The 21044-nt window shown below is 71.4% G+C and carries 20 protein-coding genes, 1 pseudogene and 1 riboswitch; of the genes and pseudogenes, 16 read left to right on the top strand and 5 right to left on the bottom strand.

What is annotated here, in order from left to right:
- From ACN6LD_RS27845 to ACN6LD_RS27835, 3 genes and pseudogenes are all read left to right on the top strand, one after another.
- Window positions 1–180, top strand: a pseudogene (locus ACN6LD_RS27845) (cytochrome ubiquinol oxidase subunit I); the annotation flags it as partial.
- Window positions 177–575 (top strand): cytochrome c oxidase subunit 4, encoded by a 399-nt coding sequence (locus ACN6LD_RS27840; RefSeq protein ID WP_266727305.1) that lies wholly within the window; start codon window positions 177–179, stop codon window positions 573–575. The pseudogene ACN6LD_RS27845 and the gene ACN6LD_RS27840, both read left to right, overlap by 4 nt.
- 131 nt (window positions 576–706) lie before the next feature.
- On the top strand, window positions 707–1960 hold the full coding sequence (locus ACN6LD_RS27835) for a L,D-transpeptidase (protein ID WP_319187798.1): 1254 nt from the start codon (window positions 707–709) through the stop codon (window positions 1958–1960).
- A 52-nt stretch (window positions 1961–2012) separates the two neighbouring features.
- Here the strand turns inward: ACN6LD_RS27835 and ACN6LD_RS27830 are convergent, their stop codons facing one another.
- On the bottom strand, window positions 2013–2417 hold the full coding sequence (locus ACN6LD_RS27830) for a response regulator (protein WP_266727309.1): 405 nt from the start codon (window positions 2415–2417) through the stop codon (window positions 2013–2015).
- Between the two features lie 178 nt (window positions 2418–2595).
- Here ACN6LD_RS27830 and ctaE point away from each other — a divergent pair, with 178 nt between their 5' ends.
- The 6 genes from ctaE (at window position 2596) to ACN6LD_RS27800 (ending at window position 9737) form a co-directional block, all read left to right on the top strand.
- On the top strand, window positions 2596–3216 hold the full coding sequence (gene ctaE, locus ACN6LD_RS27825; protein ID WP_057579930.1) for an aa3-type cytochrome oxidase subunit III: 621 nt from the start codon (window positions 2596–2598) through the stop codon (window positions 3214–3216).
- A 62-nt stretch (window positions 3217–3278) separates the two neighbouring features.
- The gene (gene qcrC / locus ACN6LD_RS27820; RefSeq protein WP_319187795.1) at window positions 3279–4091 is read left to right on the top strand and encodes a cytochrome bc1 complex diheme cytochrome c subunit; all 813 of its coding nucleotides are present in this window, start codon (window positions 3279–3281) and stop codon (window positions 4089–4091) included.
- Window positions 4088–5146 carry a cytochrome bc1 complex Rieske iron-sulfur subunit gene (gene qcrA, locus ACN6LD_RS27815; protein WP_057579933.1) on the top strand — a complete coding sequence of 353 codons (1059 nt, stop codon included), beginning with the start codon at window positions 4088–4090 and terminating at the stop codon, window positions 5144–5146. The genes qcrC and qcrA overlap by 4 nt, the downstream gene beginning before the upstream one ends.
- Window positions 5143–6789 (top strand): cytochrome bc1 complex cytochrome b subunit, encoded by a 1647-nt coding sequence (gene qcrB / locus ACN6LD_RS27810; protein WP_319187793.1) that lies wholly within the window; start codon window positions 5143–5145, stop codon window positions 6787–6789. Before qcrA ends, qcrB begins: the two co-directional genes overlap by 4 nt.
- A 146-nt stretch (window positions 6790–6935) precedes the next feature.
- On the top strand, window positions 6936–8000 hold the full coding sequence (gene trpD, locus ACN6LD_RS27805) for an anthranilate phosphoribosyltransferase (protein ID WP_319187791.1): 1065 nt from the start codon (window positions 6936–6938) through the stop codon (window positions 7998–8000).
- A 75-nt stretch (window positions 8001–8075) separates the two neighbouring features.
- Window positions 8076–8192: riboswitch (SAM riboswitch) on the top strand.
- Between the two features lie 180 nt (window positions 8193–8372).
- Window positions 8373–9737 (top strand): aminotransferase class V-fold PLP-dependent enzyme, encoded by a 1365-nt coding sequence (locus ACN6LD_RS27800; RefSeq protein ID WP_445044633.1) that lies wholly within the window; start codon window positions 8373–8375, stop codon window positions 9735–9737.
- Window positions 9738–9834: 97 nt separating this feature from the next.
- Here the strand turns inward: ACN6LD_RS27800 and ACN6LD_RS27795 are convergent, their stop codons facing one another.
- Window positions 9835–10116 carry an Lrp/AsnC family transcriptional regulator gene (locus ACN6LD_RS27795; protein ID WP_057579946.1) on the bottom strand — a complete coding sequence of 94 codons (282 nt, stop codon included), beginning with the start codon at window positions 10114–10116 and terminating at the stop codon, window positions 9835–9837.
- Window positions 10113–10898, bottom strand: a complete 786-nt coding sequence (locus ACN6LD_RS27790) for a rhomboid family intramembrane serine protease (protein ID WP_445044632.1) — start codon at window positions 10896–10898, stop codon at window positions 10113–10115. The genes ACN6LD_RS27795 and ACN6LD_RS27790 overlap by 4 nt, the downstream gene beginning before the upstream one ends.
- A 182-nt stretch (window positions 10899–11080) precedes the next feature.
- On the opposite strand from ACN6LD_RS27790, the gene ACN6LD_RS27785 reads away from it, so the two are divergent.
- From ACN6LD_RS27785 to ACN6LD_RS27765, 5 genes are all read left to right on the top strand, one after another.
- Window positions 11081–11320 carry a hypothetical protein gene (locus ACN6LD_RS27785; protein ID WP_020129990.1) on the top strand — a complete coding sequence of 80 codons (240 nt, stop codon included), beginning with the start codon at window positions 11081–11083 and terminating at the stop codon, window positions 11318–11320.
- 68 nt (window positions 11321–11388) lie between these two features.
- On the top strand, window positions 11389–12732 hold the full coding sequence (locus tag ACN6LD_RS27780; protein ID WP_319187784.1) for an NYN domain-containing protein: 1344 nt from the start codon (window positions 11389–11391) through the stop codon (window positions 12730–12732).
- A 213-nt stretch (window positions 12733–12945) separates the two neighbouring features.
- The gene (locus tag ACN6LD_RS27775) at window positions 12946–13980 is read left to right on the top strand and encodes a C40 family peptidase (RefSeq protein WP_319187782.1); all 1035 of its coding nucleotides are present in this window, start codon (window positions 12946–12948) and stop codon (window positions 13978–13980) included.
- Window positions 13981–14176: 196 nt separating this feature from the next.
- Entirely contained in the window at window positions 14177–15199 is a 1023-nt protein-coding gene (locus tag ACN6LD_RS27770; RefSeq protein WP_319187781.1) for a C40 family peptidase, read from the top strand.
- Window positions 15200–15238: 39 nt separating this feature from the next.
- The gene (locus ACN6LD_RS27765) at window positions 15239–16441 is read left to right on the top strand and encodes a hypothetical protein (protein ID WP_445044631.1); all 1203 of its coding nucleotides are present in this window, start codon (window positions 15239–15241) and stop codon (window positions 16439–16441) included.
- An 82-nt stretch (window positions 16442–16523) separates the two neighbouring features.
- On the opposite strand, the gene ACN6LD_RS27760 is transcribed toward ACN6LD_RS27765, so the two are convergent.
- Window positions 16524–17060 (bottom strand): PadR family transcriptional regulator, encoded by a 537-nt coding sequence (locus ACN6LD_RS27760; RefSeq protein ID WP_319187777.1) that lies wholly within the window; start codon window positions 17058–17060, stop codon window positions 16524–16526.
- Window positions 17061–17175: 115 nt separating this feature from the next.
- On the opposite strand from ACN6LD_RS27760, the gene ACN6LD_RS27755 reads away from it, so the two are divergent.
- Complete coding sequence (locus ACN6LD_RS27755) at window positions 17176–18528, top strand: MATE family efflux transporter (RefSeq protein WP_445044630.1); 1353 nt, start codon at window positions 17176–17178, stop codon at window positions 18526–18528.
- Here ACN6LD_RS27755 and ACN6LD_RS27750 read toward each other — a convergent pair.
- Window positions 18489–19727 carry a glycosyltransferase 87 family protein gene (locus tag ACN6LD_RS27750; protein WP_445044629.1) on the bottom strand — a complete coding sequence of 413 codons (1239 nt, stop codon included), beginning with the start codon at window positions 19725–19727 and terminating at the stop codon, window positions 18489–18491. The genes ACN6LD_RS27755 and ACN6LD_RS27750 overlap by 40 nt on opposite strands.
- Window positions 19728–19849: 122 nt before the next feature.
- On the opposite strand from ACN6LD_RS27750, the gene ACN6LD_RS27745 reads away from it, so the two are divergent.
- Window positions 19850–21004, top strand: coding sequence for a glycosyltransferase family 4 protein (locus tag ACN6LD_RS27745; protein ID WP_319187773.1), 1155 nt, complete (start codon window positions 19850–19852; stop codon window positions 21002–21004).
- Window positions 21005–21044 lie beyond the last annotated feature (40 nt).

Below are 21044 nucleotides of genomic sequence, written 5' to 3'. Positions count from 1 at the left end.
TCCCTGGAGTGGGCCACCTCCTGCCCGCCGCCGCGCCACAACTTCCTCACCCTGCCGCGGATCCGCAGCGAATCCCCGGCGTTCGACCTGCACCACCCGGAGATCGCCGCGCTCGAGCAGCTGGAGCACAGCGGCCACGGCGCCAGCGCCATCGCGGGCAGCAAGGAGGCCGGCAAGTGAAGATCCAGGGCAAGATGTTCGTCTGGCTGAGCGTCTTCGTCCTCGCCATGGCGGTCGTCTATGGCGTGTGGTCGAAGGAGCCGGCCGGCACCACGGCGCTCTTCCTGGCCTTCGGCCTGTGCATCATGATCGGCTTCTACCTGGGCTTCACCGCCCGGCGGGTCGACGCGGGCGCACAGGACAACAAGGAGGCGGACGTCGCGGACGACGCCGGCGAGCTGGGCTTCTTCAGCCCGCACAGCTGGCAGCCGCTGTCGCTCGCCATCGGCGGCGCCCTGGCCTTCCTCGGTGTCGCGGTCGGCTGGTGGCTGCTCTACTTCTCCGTCCCGATGATCATGATCGGTCTCTGGGGCTGGGTCTTCGAGTACTACCGCGGTGAGAACCGCACCCAGTAACACGCGCTGAACGCGGCGAGAGCCCGGACACTCCGTCAGGAGCGTCCGGGCTCACGCTTTTGCCGTAGCGGGCGTGCTCCGTCCGTGTCACTCAGCGCGCCGCCGCGGGGGCGGCTCCCTAGCGTGAAGTCATGAGCCACCAACCACGCCCCCGCACCGTCGTCGGCTGCACCCTGCTGGTGATCGCCCTGGGCGCGGTCGCAAGCGCCTGCGGCTCCGACGGCAACCCGCTCTCCGCGCGCCCCTACGACGCGACGGACCAGATCTCCTTCAACGCCCCCGACGGCGACGGCAGGAAGGCCGACCCGGACAAGCCTCTCGAGGTCACCGCCGACGACGACGACCGCATCACGGACGTCACCGCCGTCGACTCCACAGGCCGCTACGTGGCGGGCCGACTCTCCGCCGACGGCAGCCGCTGGCACAGCACCGAACCCCTGGCCGCCGGCGCCCACTACACGGTCCGGGTGAGCACCGAGGACGACGACGGGGCGCCCGGCCGCCGGGTCCTGTCCTTCGACACCGGAAAGCCCACCGTCAAGAAGCGGCTGGCGGTGCAGTTCGGGCCCGAGGCCGGCGAGTACGGCGTCGGCCAGCCCGTCGTCGCCAAACTCGACCAGCCGGTCAAGGACCCCGCACAGCGGGCCGTCGTCGAACGGGGGCTGAAGGTCGACTCCACGCCCTTCGCCCAGGGCGGCTGGCACTGGGTGGACGACAAGGAGCTCCACTACCGGCCCAAGGAGTACTGGCCCGCCCACGCCACCGTCCGCGCCCACAGCAACCTGGACGGCATCAAGATCAGCGACCGGCTGTGGGGCGGCCCCGTGAAGGAGCTCAGACTCACCACCGGCGACCGGGTCATCGCCGTGACGGACGCGTCGACGCACTCCATGACGGTGTCCAAGAACAACCAGGAGATCAAGCAGATCCCCGTCACCACCGGCAAGCCCGGCTTCGACACCCGCAACGGCGTCAAGGTCGTCCTGGGCAAGGAGTACTACGTACGTATGCGCGGGACCACCGTCGGCATCGCCGAGGGCTCCGCGGACTCGTACGACCTGCCCGTCTACTACGCCACGCGCGTCACCTGGAGCGGCGAGTACGTCCACGCCGCCCCCTGGTCGGTGGGCTCCCAGGGATACGCGAACGTCAGCCACGGCTGCACCGGCATGAGCACGGCCAACGCCGAGTGGTTCTTCGACAACATCCGCCAGGGCGACGTCGTCCAGGTCGTCAACAGCAACGGCGAGACCATGGAGACGTTCGGCAACGGCTTCGGCGACTGGAACCTGGACTGGGCCAAATGGACCAAGGGGAGCGCGCTGACGGGCGCCAAGCAGAAGACGCAGCAGGGGACGGCACGCCTGAGTCCGGCGGCGGTCTGACCCACGCGCGGGTGCGGGGGCGACGACGAACCGCGTCCCGCCCCCTGAACCGCTACGCGCTCTGCTGAAGGCCCTTCGTCCGCAGCAGGGCCGCGAGCGCCCCCGCGAACTCCACGGGCTCCACGGGCAGCGTCACAGCCGCGTCCGCCCGGCTCCAGGTCGCGAGCCACGCGTCCTGGGGCCGCCCGATGAGCAGCAGCACCGGCGGACACCGGAAGACCTCGTCCTTGAGCTGACGGCACAGACCCATGCCGCCCATGGGGGCGGTCTCCCCGTCGAGGACGACGACGTCGATGCCGCCCTTCTCGAGCTCCCGCAGCACCGCCGGCGCCGTCGCGCACTCCACGAACTCCACCACAGGGGCGTCCGGCGCGGGCCTGCGCCCGGTCGCGAGCCGCACCTGCTCCCGCGTGTTGGCGTCGTCGCTGTAGACCAGCACCGTGGCGGTCGCCTGCATGCTTCCTCCGTGACATCAGCGTCGTACGGACAGAACCGATGCCGCGGATGCTACTCCCTCACCCACCTCGTCCACACCGCCTGGAACACCACTTCGATGGGCCATCCGGGCAGTACACACGGGGCGATCACTCCGAACGGCACCCCCCGGAGTGAGGGCGGGATAAGGGACCGACATAATGTCGGTCGTGGCGACAGCAACGACAGTAGAAACCGGGCACGCGCACCCGTCGGTCAATCGGCCGAACCTCACCAGCGTCGGAACCATCATCTGGCTGAGCTCCGAGCTGATGTTCTTCGCGGCCCTCTTCGCGATGTACTTCACCCTGCGATCGGTGACGGGTCCTGATCACTGGAAGGAGATGGCCGAGGCACTGAACCTCCCGTTCTCGGCCACCAACACCACGATCCTGGTGCTCTCCTCGCTCACCTGCCAGCTCGGCGTCTTCGCCGCCGAGCGCGGTGACGTGAAGAAGCTCAGAATGTGGTTCATCGTCACCTTCATCATGGGTGCGATCTTCATCGGCGGTCAGATCTACGAGTACACGGAGTTGGTGAAGAAGGACGGGCTCTCGCTCTCCTCCGACCCGTACGGCTCGGTGTTCTACCTGACCACCGGCTTCCACGGTATGCACGTGACGGGCGGCCTCATCGCCTTCCTGTTCGTCCTCGGGCGCACCTACGCGGCCAAGAGGTTCACCCACGAGCAGGCGACCGCGGCCATCGTCGTGTCCTACTACTGGCACTTCGTCGATGTCGTCTGGATCGGCCTCTTCGCCACGATCTACCTGATCAAGTAGCCGGGCCCGCTCCCGCACCTCCACAAGCATCGACGCAGAAGATCCTGACACCGGGGTAATCCGTGAAAAAGCTCTCCGCACGACGACGCCATCCGCTGGCGGCGCTCGTCGTCCTAGTCCTATCGCTGGCATGCACAGGGTGGCTGTTCTCCGCGCTCGCGCCCGCGAGCAAGGCGCAGGCAGACGACACCGCCCAGTCCCTCGCCATCGACGAGGGCAAGAAGCTCTATGCCGTCGGCTGCGCCAGCTGCCACGGCACCGGCGGTCAGGGCAGCTCCGACGGTCCGAGCCTGGTCGGCGTGGGCGCCGCGGCCGTCGACTTCCAGGTCGGCACCGGCCGCATGCCGGCGGCGACCTCCCAGGGCCCGCAGGTGGTGAAGAAGAAGAACATCTACTCGCAGGCCGAGATCGACCAGCTCGCCGCGTACATCGCCTCGCTGGGCTCCGGCCCGACCGTCCCGACCGAGGCCGAGTACGGCCCGGAGGGCGCGGACATCGCCAAGGGCGGCGACCTGTTCCGCACCAACTGCGCGCAGTGCCACAACTTCACCGGAAAGGGCGGCGCCCTGACGAAGGGCAAGTTCGCTCCGACCCTCGAGGACGTGGACCCGAAGCACGTCTACGAGGCGATGCAGACCGGCCCGCAGAACATGCCCTCCTTCCCCGACACCACCCTGTCGGAGCAGAACAAGAAGGACATCATCGCGTACCTGCACGCGGTCAACAGCAGCGACACCGACAACCCCGGTGGTCTGGAGCTGGGCGGCCTCGGGCCGGTCAGCGAGGGTCTGTTCGCCTGGATCTTCGGACTCGGCGCCCTGATCGCGGTCGCCGTCTGGGTCGCCGCTCGGACCGCAAAGGCCAAGAAGTCATGAGTAGCCAAGACATTCCAGAAGAGAACCTGCCCGTAGAGCAGGGCCACGCGCACGGCGCGGTGGACGTCGCGGACGAGCAGAACCCGTTCGCGGACCCGGGGCTGCCGCCCCACGAGCACCGCGTCCAGGACATCGACGAGCGGGCCGCCAAGCGGTCCGAGCGTGCGGTCGCCTTCCTGTTCACGCTGTCGATGCTCGCCACGGTCGGCTTCATCGCCTCGTACGTGGCGATCCCGGCCGACAAGTCGATCTTCGTGTTCCCGATCGGCCACCTCAGCGCGCTGAACTTCGCGCTGGGTCTGACGCTGGGCACGGCGCTGTTCACCATCGGCGCCGGCGCGGTCCACTGGGCCCGCACCCTGATGTCGGACGTCGAGGTCGCCGACGAGCGGCACCCGATCGCCGCGAGCCCCGAGGTCCGCGCCAAGGTCCACGCGGACTTCCGGCAGGGCGCCAAGGAGTCCGCGTTCGGCCGCCGCAAGCTGATCCGCAACACGCTGTTCGGCGCGGTCGCCCTGGTGCCGCTCTCCGGCGTCGTGCTGCTGCGCGACCTCGGCCCGCTGCCCGAGGACAAGCTCCGTCACACGCTGTGGGCCAAGGGCAAGCTGCTCGTCAACATGAACACGAACGAGCCGCTGCGTCCTTCGGACGTCGCGGTCGGTTCTCTCACCTTCGCCAAGCCCGAGGGCCTGGAGGAGCACGACGAGGACTTCCAGAACGAGATCGCCAAGGCGGCCCTGATGATCGTCCGGCTCCAGCCGGAGAACATCAAGGACAAGCGCGAACTCGAGTGGTCGCACGACGGCATCGTGGCGTACTCGAAGATCTGCACCCACGTCGGTTGCCCGATCTCCCTGTACGAGCAGCAGACGCACCACGTGCTGTGCCCCTGCCACCAGTCCACCTTCGACCTCTCCGACGGCGCCCGAGTGATCTTCGGTCCCGCCGGTCACGCCCTGCCGCAGCTGCGCATCGGCGTGAACGACGAGGGCTACCTCGAGGCGCGCGGCGACTTCGAGGAGCCCGTCGGTCCTGCTTTCTGGGAGCGCGGATGAGCACCACAGAGAACCACGAGAGCAACGAGTCCCGCGCACGCGGGAAGGCTCCGGCCGGCGAGCGGGTCGCCGACTGGGCCGACGGCCGGCTCGGGATCTACTCCCTCGCCAAGGCCAACATGCGCAAGATCTTCCCCGACCACTGGTCGTTCATGCTGGGCGAAGTGTGCCTGTACAGCTTCATCATCATCATCCTGACGGGTGTGTACCTGACGCTGTTCTTCCACCCTTCGATGAACGAGGTGGAGTACCACGGCAGCTACGTCCCGCTCCAGGGACAGCTGATGTCCGAGGCGTTCAGCTCGACCCTGCACATCTCGTTCGACGTGCGCGGCGGTCTGCTCATCCGGCAGATCCACCACTGGGCGGCGCTGATCTTCCTCGCCGGCATGTTCGTGCACATGATGCGCGTGTTCTTCACGGGTGCGTTCCGCAAGCCGCGTGAGGTCAACTGGCTGTTCGGCTTCCTGCTGTTCGTCCTCGGCATGTTCACCGGTTTCACCGGTTACTCGCTCCCGGACGACCTGCTCTCCGGCACCGGTGTGCGCTTCACCCAGGGCGCGATCCTGTCGATGCCGGTCGTCGGCACGTACATCTCGTTCTTCCTCTTCGGCGGCGAGTTCCCCGGCCACGACTTCGTGGCGCGGTTCTACTCGATCCACATCCTGCTGCTGCCCGGCATCATGCTGGGCCTGGTGGTGGGCCACCTGATCCTGGTCTTCTACCACAAGCACACGCAGTTCGCGGGCCCCGGCAAGAGCAACAAGAACGTCGTCGGCATGCCGCTGCTGCCCGTGTACATGGCCAAGGCCGGAGGCTTCTTCTTCCTGGTCTTCGGCGTCATCGCGGTCATCGCGGCGATCGCGCAGATCAACCCGATCTGGGCGATGGGCCCCTACCGTCCGGACCAGGTGTCGACCGGCGCCCAGCCCGACTGGTACATGGGCTTCGCCGAGGGCCTGATCCGCTTCATGCCGGGCTGGGAGATCAACCTCTGGGGTCACACGCTCGTCCTGGGCGTGTTCATCCCGCTGGTCCTGTTCGGCGTGGTCCTCGCGGCGCTCGCGCTCTACCCGTTCATCGAGTCCTGGATCACCGGCGACAAGCGCGAGCACCACATCCTGGACCGCCCGCGCAACGCGCCGACCCGTACGGCGCTCGGCGTCGCCTGGGTCACGATGTACATGATCACGCTGGTCGGCGGTGGCAACGACCTGTGGGCCACCCACTTCCACCTGTCGATCAACGCGATCACCTGGTTCGTCCGGATCTTCTTCTTCGTCGGACCGGTCATCGCGTACATCCTCACCAAGCGGATCTGCCTCGGTCTGCAGCGCCGCGACAAGGACAAGGTGCTGCACGGCCGGGAGACCGGCACCATCAAGCGCCTGCCGCACGGTGAGTTCATCGAGATCCACGAGCCGCTCAGCCAGGAGCAGCTGCACACGCTCACGGCGCACGAGCAGTACGAGCCGGCCGCGATCGGCGCCACGGTCGACGACAACGGCGTCGAGCGCAAGGTGACGGGCAAGGAGAAGCTCCGCGCCAAGATCAGCGGAGCGTACTTCGGCGAGGACCAGCAGATCCCGAAGCCCACCGTCGAGGAGTACAAGGAGATCACGAGCGGCCACGGCCACCACTGATCGTCGAGGCGTCGCCACGCCACGGTGAAAGGGCCCCGTCCGGTTGTCGGACGGGGCCCTTTGCCGTGCCCGTCGGCTGGATAGGGTGGGCACACACGTCTTCCACGGCACCCACGGAAGATCCGTACGACACCCAGGAGCGGCTGATGAGCGCTGTGACCCCCGCTGGAGGCGACACCGCGGCGGGCCGTTCCTGGCCCGAGGTGCTGAACGGTCTGCTGTACGGCCACGACCAGGGCGCGGACGCCACGTTCTGGGCGCTGGACCGGATCATGCGCGGCGAGGCCACCGACGCGCAGATCGCCGGGTTCGTGGTGGCGCTGCGGGCCAAGGGCGAGACCGTCGAGGAGATCAACGGTCTGGTCCGGGCGATGTACGAGCACGCCAACCTGATCGAGGTGCCGGGGCCGACCGTCGACATCGTCGGCACGGGCGGCGACGGCGCGAAGACGGTCAACATCTCCACGATGTCGGCGATCGTCGTGGCCGGTGCGGGCGCCACGGTCGTCAAGCACGGCAACCGGGCCGCGTCCTCCGCGTCCGGCGCCTCGGACGTGCTGGAGAAGCTCGGCGTCAACCTGGAGCTGACCCCGCGCCGGGTGGCCGAGGTGGCGCAGGAGGCCGGGATCACCTTCTGCTTCGCGATCAAGTTCCATCCGGCGCTGCGTCATGTCGGCGCGGCGCGCGGCCAGTTGGGCATCCGCACGGTGTTCAACGTCCTCGGCCCGCTGACCAACCCCGCCAAGGTGCGGGCCCAGGCCGTCGGCGTCGCCGATCCGCTCATGGCGCCGGTCGTCGCGGGCGTCTTCGCCGCACGCGGCAACTCGTCCCTGGTCTTCCGGGGCGACGACGGCCTCGACGAGCTGACCACGACGGCCACCTCCCGGGTGTGGGTGGTGCGCGACGGCAAGGTCACCGAGGAGACCTTCGACCCGCGGGACGTCGGCCTCGACCTGGTGCCGGTGGAGGCCCTGCGGGGCGGGGACCCCTCGTACAACGCCGAGGTCGCCCGCCGTCTGCTGGAGGGCGAGCGCGGCCCGGTGCGCGACGCCGTCGTGCTGAACTCGGCGGCGGCGCTCGTGGCGCTCGAGCCGGGCGGCGGGACGCTGGCCGAGGAGATCCGGGCCGGCATGGCGCGGGCCGCGGAGTCGCTCGACTCCGGTGCGGCCAAGCGGGCGCTGGAGCGCTGGGTGGCGGCCAGCAACGCCTGACGTCCGTGAGACGCGGTCCCGCCATCCGGACACGGGTTGCGGGACCGTGATCGGCTCGCGTAGATTCCTGTACTAGGTCATGAGTGACAGTCATGAGGCCCCGGCTGACTGTCCGGCAACCCTCCGTCCGTGGCGGGGTGCCCCGGGTGAAGACCAGGCCGTGGGCAACGAGGTCCACGGCAAGCGCGGATCCCTCGCACTCTTTCGAGTGAGAACGCCAGGGGTCCTGGGTCGTCCGAGGGAGTCTCCTGTGAGCAAGCGAATGCGATAGGGCGTAGAGCCCCGCCTCCGCACACCCCTTTCGTCTTCCTCCGTGCTCGAGCCATGTCCGCTCGCACGGCGGTTCCCCCTTTCCTCTCACGGGAGTTCGCCATGTCCGTCTCCACCGCCGCCGTCGCCCGCCCCCTTTGTGACCCGCTGGACGTTCTGGGCCGGGATGTCACCGTTCCGCTCGTCACCGGCGGCGAGGTCGCCTACGCGGCCCTCGACTACGCGGCCAGCGCCCCCGCCCTCCAGCGCGTCTGGGACGACGTCGCCGCCTACGCCCCGTACTACGGCAGCGTGCACCGCGGCGCCGGCTACCTCTCCCAGCTCTCCACGGACCTGTTCGAGAACGCCCGCAGGACCGTCGCCGAGTTCCTCGACTGCCGCCCCGACGACCAGCTGGTCTTCACCCGCTCGACGACGGACTCCCTCAACCTGCTGGCCCGCGCCCTGCCCGCCGACTGCCAGGTCTTCGTCTTCGAGACCGAGCACCACGCCTCGCTGCTGCCCTGGCAGGACGCCCGGGTCTCCTGCCTCGACGCCCCGCGCACCCCTGGCCAGGCCGTGGAGACCCTGGAGCGGGCCCTCGCCGCCCGGGACCCGCACGGCCCGGCGCTGGTCTGCGTCACCGGCGCCTCGAACGTCACCGGTGAGCTGTGGCCGGTGCGCGAGCTCGCGGCGGCGGCGCACGCCCACGGCGCCCGGATCGTCCTGGACGCCGCCCAGCTGGCCCCGCACCACCCGGTGTCGGTCCAGGACCTCGACGTCGACTGGATCGCGTTCTCCGGCCACAAGCTGTACGCCCCCTTCGGCTCCGGCGTGCTGGCCGGCCGCGCGGACTGGCTGGTCGCGGCGGACCCTTACCTCGCGGGCGGCGGCGCGAGCCGCAAGGTCACCCGGCGCGAGGACGGGGGCGTGGACGTGGAGTGGCACGAGAGCGCGGCCCGCCACGAGGCCGGCTCCCCGAACGTGATCGGCGCCTACTCCATCGCGTCCGCCTGCAAGGCCCTCACCGAGGCCGGCTTCGACGCCCTGGTCGCACGCGAGCGGCACCTGATCGAGAAGGTGCGCACCGGCCTCGCGGAGGTCCCGGAGGTCCGGATCCTGTCCCTCTTCGGCGACGACGCCCCGCGCGTCGGCGTGATCTCCTTCGTCGTCGAGGGCTGGAACAGCTCCCACTTCGCCGCGGCCCTGTCCGCCGAGTACGGCATCGGCGTCCGCGACGGCCTCTTCTGCGCCCACCCGCTGGTCCGCACCCTCCTGGGCGGCGCCCCCGAGGCGCAGGGCGAGTGCGGCGCCCCCGACGCGGCTCCGGGCGAGAAGTCCCTCAACGCCATCCGGGTGAGCTTCGGCGCGGGCACCCCCGACGAGCACGTCGAACGCTTCGTGACCGCGGTCCGCGAGCTGGTGAGCGAGGGCGCGAAGTGGCGGTACCGCACGGAGGACGGCCGCTGCGTCCCGGCAGTGGACTGACCTCGCCGAGCGCACGGCGCCTCCGCGTCCCGGGCGGGGAAACCCCCAGGGGCGCGGGGAACCGCGCGACCGACCCGCCGACCCGCGGAGCGAACCCCTAGGAGTCCAGGCCGATGGCGAACGCCGCCTCGAGGTCGTGCTGCGAGTACGTGCGGAACGCGACGTGGGTGTCCGTCCCCTCGACCCCGGGGATCTTGCTGATGCTGCCGGGGATGACCTCGGCGAGGTCCTCGTGCTGCTTCACCCGGACCATCGCGATGAGGTCGTAGGTCCCCGTCACGGAGAACACCTCGCTCACGGACTCCAGAGAGGCGATCCGCTCGGCGATCTCGGGGATCCGGTCCACGCTGGTCTTGATGAGGACGATCGCGGTGATCACGGCTGGTTCTCTCCCTCGGAGGCCGGAGCTGGGGCGGCCTTCACTCTAGCCGCCCGCCTGTCGCCCGCCGCCGCCCTTCCCGGGCGGCCCGGCGGACCCTTCCTGATCCCGAAACGGGCCCACGCGTAGAGGAGCCCCAGGCCGAAGCCCACCAGGTGCGCCAGATACGCCACCCCCGGGCCCCGCGGCGCCTGCCCCGCCGCCATCCACTGCACGGCCGCCCAGAAGGGCAGCACGACCCACGCCGGGAAACGCAGCGGCAGGAAGAACAGGAACGGAAGGAGGCTGGTGACCCGTGCCCGGGGGAACAGGAACAAAAAGGCGCCGAGCACCGCGGAGATCGCCCCGGAGGCGCCGACCAGGGACTGCGACGACCCGGCGTTGGCGGCGGCGTAGCCCAGCAGGGCCAGATAGCCGCAGCCGACGGTGAAGAGCGCGAACTCGACGCGGCCCATCCGGTCCTCGGACATCGCCCCGAAGACGTAGAGGAAGAGCATGTTGCCCAGCAGGTGCACCCAGCTGCCGTGGACGAAGAGGGCGGTCGCGGGGGTGAGGACGGCCCGGGGCGCGCCCTCGAAGAGCTCCGCGGGCACCACGCCCCAGCGCCGGAAGTAGGCCCGCTGGGCGGCCACCAGCTCGTCGCCGGCCCCGTACGCCGGATCGAGGCCCGAGGCGGGGCTGATCAGGAAGATCAGGCAGCACAGGGCGATCAGTCCGTAGGTCACCGGCGCCGACGGGTTCCTGATCGCTCTGCCGACCGTCCCGTTCCAGTTGCTGATCATGGGTACAGAGCATGACGTAACGGGACGCACGCGCCCGGAGCGCCTCGCCGCCGCCCGGCCGCCGTGGACGGACGGGCGGCGGGTACCCGCCAGGCCGTAGGGTTACGAGCCACACGCACGGGGGAGCCTCCGGCCCGACCCGGCACAGCGAGCACGACACCAGAAGGAAGTGGAAAGTCACGATGACGGTTCCCCTGCCGACCGCCGCCACGCGGTGGCGCTGCACTCTCTGCGGCAACCTCACGCGGTTCGACGTGACGCGCTCGTCGAAGGTCGTCGAGTACGTGCACCTGGACCTCGCGGGCGAGCCGAAGGTCGAGGAGCGCGAGGTGGTCAGTGAGACCATCGAGTCGGTGCGGTGTCGCTGGTGCAACGCCGTGGACCAGGTGGAACTCGTGGATCGGCCGGGCGCCGGTTCCTGACGACGGGGTCCCTCCGCTCGAGTGAAGTCGAGGCGGGGGAGGGCCCGCACAGTATTGGGGTGTGACGGATGGTGGAGAGCGCAGGCGGGGGGCCGGGCGACGGCGCCGCCGAGATGCTCGACCGTCCGCTGCCGGACGGCGTGCGGCGCAGGGTCGTCACGATCGTCTCCGACGGCTTCGGCGGACTGACCGTCGGCGAACTGCCCGCCCAGTTGCGCCAGTACGCCCGTTTCGCGCCGAACCGGCGCGCCAAGTTCGCGGGCAACGCGATGGCGGCCGCGCTGGAGACCGATCCGCTGTTCAGACAGCGCATCGCCGAGAAGTTCAGAGAGGCCCAGCCGGAACTGTCCGGCGCTCTCGACTCCGGCTCGCCCACCCCGGCCGTGGACCCGCTCGACGTGGCGGCCGCGGCCTACGTTCTGCGGCCCGTCGGCTGGGTGAAGCTGGTGACGTCGGCCGGCGAGGAGGCCCTGCGGGCCGACGCCGAGCGGGCCGACGAGGAGAGCCGTGCCGAACTGGAGCGGCTGCGCGAGGAGCTCGAGCGGGCGCGGGAGCAGACCCGGTCGGACACCGAGCGGCTGCGCGCCGAGCTGGACGCGGCGAAGAAGGAGACGGAGTCGCTGCACCGCAAGCTGCGGTCGGCCCTCAGTGACGTCAAGCGCGGCGAGGCGGCCCTGCGCAAGGTGCAGAGCGAGATGGAGACGGTGCGCGCCGAGGGGCACACCCAGGTGTCCGCCGCGGAGAGCGAGTCACGGCGGCTGAAGGCGCGCCTGGGGGAGGTCGAGGCGGCTCTGGAAGCCGCCCGGCGCGCCGCCCGTGAGGGGCGCAGCGTCGAGGACATGCGGGTGCGGCTGCTGCTGGACACGGTGCTCGACGCGGCCCAGGGGCTGCGGCGCGAACTGGCGCTGCCGCCGGTGTCGGTGCGGCCGGCGGAGACCGTCGACGCGGTCGAACCGGGACGAATGACGCCGAAGGACATCGCCGCACGGGCACTGTCGGAGCACGATCCGGCCATTCTCGACCAGTTGCTCGCACTGCCGCAGGCGCATCTCGTGGTCGACGGCTACAACGTCACCAAGACCGGCTATCCGCAGATGCCGTTGGAGAAGCAGCGGCTGCGGCTCCTCGGCCAGCTCTCGCAACTCGCCGCGCAGACCGGCGCCGAGGTCACCTGTGTCTTCGACGGCGCCGAACTGGTCGCTCCGGTGCTGCTCGCGCCGCCGCGCGGGGTGCGGGTGCTGTTCTCCAAGCCGGGGGTCACGGCCGACGAGCTGATCCGGCAGCTGGTGCGGGCGGAGCCGCCCGGCCGGCCGGTCATCGTCGCCTCGACCGACCGCGAGGTGGCCGACGGGATCGCCAAGGCGGGCGCCCGACCGGTGGCTTCCGCGGTGCTTCTGAAGCGACTGTCCTGAAGGTCGAAGTTGCGGGCTCAATGACCGAATTGGCGGAATCGTCACGCAACGTAGCGTCAATCGGTCAATCACTGCACGTGAGTTGTGTGAAAAAACTGCGTTGCGTGATGGGTTTTTTCTGCCGGGGGATTTGAACTGATCACGGGAAGGTCACTAAGGTCTGGTGATCGAACCTCCAAACGGGTGATCACTCAAAAGAAGGAGCCCGTCTCCGTGGCGTCCCATCGTCGACCGAAGCAGCCGAGTCGCGCGCGCGTGACCGTGCTGACCACCGCAGCCGCCGCTGCCGTCGTGCTGAGCTCCCAGGCCGCCAACGCGGCGCCCAGCGAGAAGCTCAGCAAGGACGAGGTCAAGAGCAAGGTCGACAAGCTCTACGAAGAGGCGGAGCAGGCCACCGAGACGTACAACGGGGCCAAGGAGAAGCAGGAGAAGCTCCAGAAGGAGATCTCCACCATCCAGGACAACGTCGCCCGCGGTCAGGCAGACCTCAACGAGCTGCGTGACTCCATGGGCCTGGCGGCCGCGGCCCAGTACCGCACCGGCTCCATCGACCCCTCCCTGCAGCTGCTCCTCTCCTCGAACCCGGACGACTACCTGGACAAGGCGTCCGCCGCCGACCAGCTCAGCGCCCAGCAGGTCGAGGCGCTGAAGAAGATCCAGGAGAAGCAGCGCGAGCTCGCGCAGGAGCGCAGCGAGGCGTCCACCAAGCTCAAGGACCTCGCCACCACCCGCACCGAGCTGGGCAAGAAGAAGAAGGAAGTCCAGGGGAAGCTGGCCGAGGCGCAGAAGCTGCTCAACTCGCTGACGGCCAAGGAGAAGGCGTCCCTCTCCGCCGCCGACGCCCGCGCCAGCCGCGACGCCGGCGAGCGGGTCGACCTCGGCGACGCCCCGGCCGGCTCCGGCCGCGCCATGGCCGCCTTCCAGGCCGCCCAGACCCAGCTCGGCAAGCCGTACCAGTACGGCGCCACCGGCACCGCCACGTACGACTGCTCGGGCCTGACCTCCTGGGCCTACGCCCAGGCGGGCGTCCACATCTCGCGCACCTCGCAGGACCAGGCCAACGACGGCACGCGCATCTACAGCAAGGCCGACCTCAAGGTCGGCGACCTGGTCATCTTCTACGGCGACCAGCACCACGTCGGCCTGTACGCGGGCAACGGCCAGGTGCTGCACGCCCCGCGCACCAACACCGTCGTGCGCTACGAGTCGATCAACAACATGCCGTTCCAGTTCGGCGTCCGGATCTGACCGTCCTCAAGATCGGGACACCACGCCGCCCGAACGGGCGAATCGTGGCGACGAGAAGTGACCCCACGCCCCGCCGGTGACCTGCGTCAGCGGCGGGGCGTCACTGTGCGTGCCCGCCGAGGTCTTTGGCCGACCCCCTGTCGCGGGGCTACTGTCTGCCGCGTTCTGTCCGCCGGTGGAAGGAGCGCGGCTTCCCGTGGGGTCCCATCGTCGCCTTGCACAGTCCGGGTTCGACCGGGGCGCGTGCAGCGCCCTGAGCGTGCTGTCCGTAGCGGCCGCCGCACTCGGCGCCGTCTCCGCCGTACCGGCCACGGCCGCGCCGCACGACGACACCCGTGCCGAGGTGGACCGTCTCTACGAGGAGGCCGAGAAGGCCACCGAGGCCTTCAACGAGGCCGGCGAGCGCGCCGACGGCCTGCGGGAGCAGGTCGGCCTGGCCCAGGACCACATCGCCCGCCAGCAGGCGCGCGTCAACGACATGCGCGACGAGCTCGGCTCGCTGGCGGGCGCCCAGTACCGCTCCGGAGGCCTCGACCCCTCGCTGGCGCTGCTGTTCTCCGACGACCCCGAGGAGTATCTCGCCAAGGCGTCCGTCCTCGACCGCGTCACCGCCCGCCAGGCCGGCGAACTGCGCACCCTGCAGAGCGCGCTGCGCGAACTCGCCCAGGAGCGCTCGGAGGCCGCCCGCAAGCTCGCGGAGCTGGAGAAGAGCCGCAAGGCCGTCACGCGTCACAAGCAGGCCGTGGAACAGAAACTCGCCAGGGCCCGGCAGCTGCTCGACTCGCTGCCGTCCGACGAACGCGCCGCCTACGACCGGGCCTCCCGGTCCGGCCGCGACGGCCTGCCGGACCTCACGGGCGCCGTCCCGGCGTCGGGCCGGGCGGGCGCCGCCGTGGCCGCCGTGCGCTCCGCGCTCGGCAAGCCGTACATCTGGGGCGCCAACGGCCCCTCGGGCTTCGACTGCTCGGGCCTCATGCAGTGGTCGTACGCGCAGGCCGGGGTCTCCCTGCCGCGCACCTCGCAGGCCCAGGCGCACGCCGGACGGCGGGTGCCGCTCTCCCAGGCACAGCCCGGCGACATCGTCACCTACCGCTCCGACGCCAGTCATGTCGGCATGTACGTGGGCAACGGACAGGTCATCCACGCTCCCTACCCGGGCGCGCCGGTGCGCTACGACCCGGTCGGGATGATGCCGGTGTCGTCCGTCACCAGGCCCTGACCGGGTCCCGCGCGCCGCTGCCGCCGTACGATCGGGAGGATGGCTGGTCGAAGGCGGGCGCGCGGCGCCGGGGTGCGCGGGCTCTGCCTGCTGCTGGCCCCGTTGTTCGTCGGGTTGGTCGCCTGCGGCGGGCGCGCCGGACCGGACCGTGCGCGGGCCGACGTCCAGCGGGTCCTCGACCGGCGGGCCGCCGCGGTCCTCGGCCATGACGAGCACGCCTACGCGGCCACCGGGACCGCGACCGGGTACGCCGCGCTGCGGGCCGTGCCGCTGGCGGGCTGGTCGTACCGGGTGACGGCGCTGCACCGCGCCGGGGACGCCGCCACCGCCGAAGCCGAGCTCAGCTACCGGGTGGCGGGCTACGACCGGGCGCCGGTGACGGTGGCCCGCACCCTGCGCCTGGCCCGCGACGGCTCCGGGCGGTGGTCGGTGGCGTCGGAGAAGCCCGCCGGGAAGGCCGCCCAGCAGCTCTGGGACCAGGGCGCGGTGCGCGTCGTACGGGGCGCCCACAGCCTGGTGCTGGGGGTGGGGCAGACCGACGAGCGGCTGCGGGCCTTCGCCAAGCTGGCCGACGACGCCGTCCCCGCGGTCTCGGCCGCGTGGGGCACCGACTGGGCGGGGCACGTCGTCGTGCTCGTGCCGAAGTCGCTGGACGGCATGGCGGCGCTGCTCGGCTCACCGTCCTCCTCCTACCGGGGGATAGCCGCGGTCACGACCGGCGAGACGGGCGGCGGGGCCAAGGCGCCCGCGGACCGGGTCATCGTCAACCCCGACGCGTACGCCATGCTCGGCCGGGTCGGGCGGCAGGTGGTCCTCACCCATGAGACGACGCACGTCGCGACCCGCGCCCACACCGACGCCGCGACCCCGTTGTGGCTGTCCGAGGGGTACGCCGACTGGGTCGGCTACCGCGACACCGGCCGCACGCCCGCCGAGGTCGCACCGGAACTCCAGCGCGCCGTCACCGAGGGGAACGTGCCGACGGCGCTGCCCGCCGACGGCGACTTCGGCTTCACCGGCGACAGCGACCGGCTGGCCACCGCCTACGAGGGCGGCTGGCTGGCCTGCCGCATGGTCGCCGACCGGTGGGGAGAGGTGAGGCTGGACGCCTTCTACCGGGCGGTGGGGGAGCACGGGAAGCGGCCGGGGGCGGTGGAGAGCGCGCTGCGCAGCACGCTCGGCGTCACCCTGGCGGAGTTCACGTCGGACTGGCAGGGCTACCTGAAGTCGCAGCTCGGCTGAACCCACGTCAGAACGGGGCCTACGGCGGCGGGCCCTGCGACAGGATCCGGCTCTCTGCCCCGACCACGGCGGACGGCCGGCGTCACCCGGGGACCTGGCGGCTCAGTTCCCCGATCGCCTCGTGCAGCCAGGCCCGTTCCGCCTCGCCCGTGGCCCGCGCGACGCGGAGCATGCCCTGCCGGAACAGGTCGTCCGCCTGCTCCGCCCGGACGGGCTCGCCGTCGGCGTAGAAGAAGCTCGTCGGCGTCAGCAGGAAGTCCAGACGGCGCTGCAGGACGGCGGCCTGCTCCCGGCGGTCGGGCAGGTGTCGCAGGAACGCCAGGACCATGTTGAAGCGGACCTGGTCGGTGATCTCGGCCTCTTTCGGCCGGCGCAGGCGTTCCAGCAGGTCGGCGCGCCCCTGCTCGGTGAGGGTCAGTACCCGGCGGGGGGCCGCGCTCGTGCCGCCCTCGGTGTGCTGGTCGAGCATCCCGGCGGCGACGAGCCGGTTGATCGCCGGGTAGAGCGCGCCGTCGCTGACCGGACGGACATGGCCGGTCAGGGCCTTGATGCGCTCCTTCAACTCGTATCCGTGCAGAGGTTCCTCGGCGAGGAAACCGAGGATCGACAGCTCGAGCATGGGACTCCTTGCGGTCTCGACGCCCACCATGTTACCTCTAATCGAGCTACCTCGTTTAGAGGTATGCCGGTCCGGGTCGCGCCCTCGGGGCGGCTCGTCTCCAGGGGGATCCGTCATGAACAGCCATCGCAGACAGCTCGTCTCGCTCGCCCACCCCGTCTACCTCTCGCTGCTCGCCTCCGTGGCCGCCGGGATCATCAACACGCTCTGGGTGTCCCGCCTCGGCGGGCCCGCGGTAGCCGCCGTCGCGGTCGCCACCAACGTCGAGAACGTACTGCTCGGCGTCGCGCTGGTGTTCGCATCGGGCACGACGGTGCTGGTCGCGCACGCCAGAGGAGCGCGGGACCCGGCGGCGGTCCGCGCGGCGGTCCGGGGCGGCTGGGCGCTGTGCGCGGCGGCCACCCCCACGGTCGCCGCCGCCGGATTCCTGCTGCGCGAGCCGCTGTCCCGGCTGGTTCTCGGAGGGGACGGCGGCCCCGCCCTCCCGCTCGCCGTCTCGTACTTCGCGATCTCGATGCCGGGCATCGCCGTCTTCTTCGCCCAGCAGCTCGTCGACGGCATCCTCAAGGGCGCGGGCGACACCAGGACCCCGATGCGCCTGGCCCTGCTGGCGAACGGCCTCATCCTGCTCTGCGACCCGCTGTTCATCCACCTCTACGGCGTCGGCGGCGCAGCCGCCTCCACCGTGCTGTGCCGGGGCGTCGCCCTCGGGGCGGGGCTGCTCGCCCTGCGCCGCGACGCCCTGCTGAGAGCGGCCGCCGGCACTCCGCCCGCCCTCGGCGTCTCCGCATCCCTGCGGCGGACGCTGAGCACCGGGCTGCCGATGTCGGCGGACTTCACCGTGCGGCAGGCCGGCACGCTGGCCATGGTGGCCGTCGTGGCGCGCCTCGGGGTGACCGCGGTGGCCGCCTACGCGATCGCCTACAAGATCCTGTACGTGGCGACCATGGCGTTCTACGCGGTCCGCCAGGCCGCGGCCATCCATACCGCGCACACGCTGGGCGCGGCCGGATCGCGGAATCTGCACCCGGGCGAGACCGGGAGTGCGGGCGTGCGGCGTGAGATCGGACGACAGGCGGCGCTCGTCTCGGGCTGCGTGGGCCTCACCGCCGCCCTGCTGCTGAGCGCGACGGCCCCCCTCGTCATGGCCGCCTTCGGCTGCGGCCCCGCCGTCGCCCATCAGGGCGTGCTGTTCCTGCGCTGCATCGGGCCCTTTCTCCTGCTCATGGGCGTATTCATTGCGCTGGGCGGGGTCTTCGAGGGGAGCGGCGGGGCATCCGTGCTGCTGCGGGTGACCGTGCTGGGCACCGCCGTCCAGCTGCCGCTGGCGTACGGGCTGTCGGATCGGGGGTTGCCCGGGGTGTGCCTGGCCCTGACGCTCGCGATGGCGGTGCAGTGCGCGGTGCTGCGGCGGGCGTGGCGGCGGAGTCAGGGGGAGACGGTGCGCTCGCCCGTGCGGGCCGGCTGACCGGCCGGGGCGGCGAGGGCGGGGGGAGGCGCCGTCGAGCGCCACAGGCGTACGGCGGCCGTGAGGGCGGCGGCCGCCAGCAGTCCGTTGCGCACGGCCATCAGGGCGACGCCGAACAGGGTGCTCGCGACGACGTCCTCGAACCAGACCGGGAACTCCAGCACCGTCACCGCCGCGGCGGCCAGGACCAGGGCGGCCGGAAGGGTCATCCGGCTTTCGCGGGAGCACACGCAGACCGCCGCGAGGCCGATCAGCCACACCAGGTACTGCGGACTGATCACCCGGCTGGTGACGGTGAACAGCAGCACCGCCGTGAAGGCCGCCTCGGCGAGCGAGTGCGGCCGAAGGCGCCCGGCGGACCGCCGCCGCCACAGCAGCAGCCAGCCGCAGGCGAGCGCCGTGAGCCCCAGCGCCACGTCGTTCACCGCGTTCACGTACGGGCCGGTGAACTCCAGCGAGCCGTAGCGGAACGACACCTCGCCCGGCCAGCCGAACCGCCGCGCGACATGGAAGACGAGAGCGCCCACGGACTCCACCTCGGCGCCCCGGTCGCGCTGGAAGGCGAGGAAGGCGAAGGCGCCGGGCACGGCCAGCGCGAACAGCGCGGACAGCGCGAGGGCCGTCACCGCCGCCGCGCCCCAGGCCCGGCGGCGCACGGCGCCCGCGAGCAGCAGCACCGGCCACGCCTTGAGCAGCGCCGCGAAGCCCGTCAGCGCGCCCATCACGGCCGGCCGCCGCACGCCCGCCGCCAGCGCGCCCACCGCTACCGCCGTCACCATCACGTCGTAGCGGGAGTACAGGGTGGGGCCGAGCAGTGCGGCGCCCGCCGTCCACAGCCAGGCGCCGCGCAGCGATCGGCCGGGGCGCAGGCCCGTGTGCAGCAGGAGCATGAGGACGGCGAGGTCGGCGAGGAAGGCCAGCACGAAGAACGCCGACGCGTAGTCGAGGAAGGGCAGCAGGCCCGGGGAGAGTACGGCGAGGGCGGCGGCGGGCGGGTACTGCCAGGTGACGTCGGACGCCGGGAACGCGCCGCCGCGCAGCACCTCGTACCAGTCCCGGTAGGTGGCCCACACGTCGCTGGTGACGTCCGGGCCGGGGAACTCCAGGACCTGGAAGACGAAGAGCAGCAGGAGGAGCCGGGTCGTGCCCCAGGTCGTCAGCAGGCCCGTCAGGGGCCGCCCCGCGTCCGTCATCTCCACCGGGAGCCGTCCGTTCCTGTTCGCCCGTCCGCTCGGGCGTCCGTGAGCGTCATGATCCCCCCGCAGGCTGTGAAGCGCTGCCGGACGCGGCGGTGGACAGCGTTTGGATAGGGTCGGCTGCGATGCACAAGACCTTGATCGTGACGAACGACTTCCCGCCCCGCCCGGGCGGCATCCAGGCGTTCCTGCACAACATGGCGCTCCGCCTCGACCCCGACCGCCTCGTCGTCCACGCGTCGACCTGGAAGCGCTCCCGCGAGGGCGTCGAGGCGACGGCCGCCTTCGACGCCGAGCAGCCCTTCACCGTCGTCCGGGCCTCCACGACGATGCTCCTGCCGACGCCCGGGGCGACCCGGCGCGCCGCCGGGCTGCTGCGGGAGCACGGCTGCACCTCGGTCTGGTTCGGGGCGGCCGCGCCGCTCGGGCTGATGGCGCCGGCGCTGCGCAGGGCGGGCGCCGAGCGGCTGGTGGCCACCACCCACGGGCACGAGGCCGGATGGGCGCAGTTGCCCGCCGCCCGGCAACTGCTCGGCCGGATCGGCGAGGCCACGGACACGATCACCTACCTGGGCGAGTACACCCGCTCGCGGATCGCGACGGCGCTGAGCGCCGAGGCGGCCGGGCGGATGACACAGCTGCCGCCGGGCGTCGACGAGAAGACCTTTCACCCGGGGTCGGGCGGCGACGAGGTCCGTGCGCGGCTCGGGCTGACCGACCGGCCGGTGGTGGTGTGCGTCTCGCGGTTGGTGCCGCGCAAGGGCCAGGACACGCTGATCGCGGCCATGCCCCGGATCCTGGCCGCCCAGCCTGACGCCGTGCTGCTGATCGTCGGGGGCGGCCCGTACGAGAAGGACCTGCGCCGTCTGGCGCGCGAGAGGGGGGTCGCGGGCTCGGTCCGCTTCACGGGGTCCGTGCCCTGGTCGGAGCTGCCCGCCCACTACGGCGCCGGGGACGTCTTCGCGATGCCGTGCCGGACGCGGCGGGGCGGCCTGGACGTCGAGGGCCTCGGGATCGTCTATCTGGAGGCCTCGGCGACCGGACTGCCCGTCGTCGCCGGCGACTCCGGGGGCGCGCCCGACGCGGTGCTCGACGGGGAGACGGGCTGGGTGGTGCGCGGCGGCTCGCCGGCCGAGGCCGCCGAACGGATCGTCGTCCTGCTCGGGGACGCCGAACTGCGCCGCCGGATGGGGGAGCGCGGGCGGCAGTGGGTGGAGGAGCGGTGGCGCTGGGACCTGCTGGCGGAGAAGCTGCGGACCCTCCTGGCGGACCCGGCGTAGGACGCGTCCGCGAAGTCCCGCTCGGCGACGCCGCCGTGCG

The organism is Streptomyces sp. SAS_272 (assembly GCF_052543235.1).
Note: the sequence above shows the minus strand (reverse complement) of the source record. Positions and strands in the feature narration are given on the sequence as shown.

Coding starts and splice junctions, on each gene's coding strand:
- ACN6LD_RS27835 (WP_319187798.1), top strand. CDS start 707: ATGAGCCACCAACCACGCCCCCGCACCGTCGTCGGCTGCACCCTGCTG.
- ACN6LD_RS27830 (WP_266727309.1), bottom strand. CDS start 2,417: ATGCAGGCGACCGCCACGGTGCTGGTCTACAGCGACGACGCCAACACG.
- ctaE (WP_057579930.1), top strand. CDS start 2,596: ATGTCGGTCGTGGCGACAGCAACGACAGTAGAAACCGGGCACGCGCAC.
- qcrA (WP_057579933.1), top strand. CDS start 4,088: ATGAGTAGCCAAGACATTCCAGAAGAGAACCTGCCCGTAGAGCAGGGC.
- qcrB (WP_319187793.1), top strand. CDS start 5,143: ATGAGCACCACAGAGAACCACGAGAGCAACGAGTCCCGCGCACGCGGG.
- trpD (WP_319187791.1), top strand. CDS start 6,936: ATGAGCGCTGTGACCCCCGCTGGAGGCGACACCGCGGCGGGCCGTTCC.
- ACN6LD_RS27800 (WP_445044633.1), top strand. CDS start 8,373: ATGTCCGTCTCCACCGCCGCCGTCGCCCGCCCCCTTTGTGACCCGCTG.
- ACN6LD_RS27790 (WP_445044632.1), bottom strand. CDS start 10,898: ATGATCAGCAACTGGAACGGGACGGTCGGCAGAGCGATCAGGAACCCG.
- ACN6LD_RS27785 (WP_020129990.1), top strand. CDS start 11,081: ATGACGGTTCCCCTGCCGACCGCCGCCACGCGGTGGCGCTGCACTCTC.
- ACN6LD_RS27780 (WP_319187784.1), top strand. CDS start 11,389: ATGGTGGAGAGCGCAGGCGGGGGGCCGGGCGACGGCGCCGCCGAGATG.
- ACN6LD_RS27765 (WP_445044631.1), top strand. CDS start 15,239: ATGGCTGGTCGAAGGCGGGCGCGCGGCGCCGGGGTGCGCGGGCTCTGC.
- ACN6LD_RS27760 (WP_319187777.1), bottom strand. CDS start 17,060: ATGCTCGAGCTGTCGATCCTCGGTTTCCTCGCCGAGGAACCTCTGCAC.
- ACN6LD_RS27755 (WP_445044630.1), top strand. CDS start 17,176: ATGAACAGCCATCGCAGACAGCTCGTCTCGCTCGCCCACCCCGTCTAC.
- ACN6LD_RS27745 (WP_319187773.1), top strand. CDS start 19,850: ATGCACAAGACCTTGATCGTGACGAACGACTTCCCGCCCCGCCCGGGC.